The organism is Bradyrhizobium sp. Ses1, from assembly GCF_059512365.1.
Genome location: NZ_JCAMOQ010000213.1, coordinates 1 through 512 on the forward strand (window position 1 = coordinate 1; position 512 = coordinate 512).

Annotated in this window: 1 protein-coding gene; it reads right to left on the reverse strand. The window is 57.4% G+C overall.

Translation table 11 applies throughout. The features are described 5' to 3' along the window. On the reverse strand, window positions 1-434 hold a 434-nt coding region (locus AC5ZG5_RS46420), incomplete at its 3' end, for a transposase (protein ID WP_496165595.1). Window positions 435-512 lie beyond the last annotated feature (78 nt).

Consider the following 512-nt stretch of genomic DNA (forward strand, 5'->3'; position numbering starts at 1 on the left):
TGATTGGCAATCGACAGTGAAACCGCCACCTGACAATTGTCTTGCTTGCCAAGTTGGCCACAATATTGACGCGCGACGCCGACCGAATGCCGCCCTTTCTTGGGAAAGCCAGTGTCATCGATGATCCAAGCTTCAATCGGGCCGTGCCGCTCAATCTTCGGCTGCACCATCTCCCGAACCTTGGCCAAGACCTTCTCGTCCGACCATCCGCCCGTACCCACGAAATGAAGCAGCGATTGATGCTGGGCTGCTGTGCGCTCCGGCGACGTGATCGCCGCCATCGGCTCTACGCTCTTGCGCTCACCAGGCAGCATCAGGCCAACACAGTAATCGCGCAGCGGCTTCGCCCGATCCGCATGTCCGATGACGCTCACCAAGCCGTCCACATAAGCCGCAAATCGCGCTTCACTTCCATCCTTGCTTCGGCTACCCATTTCAAAGTCCTCTCACCTGAGTCCTCTGGGTAGCTGATTCACCCTCAAATACGCCCGCGACTTTCTGACTCAGTAAGA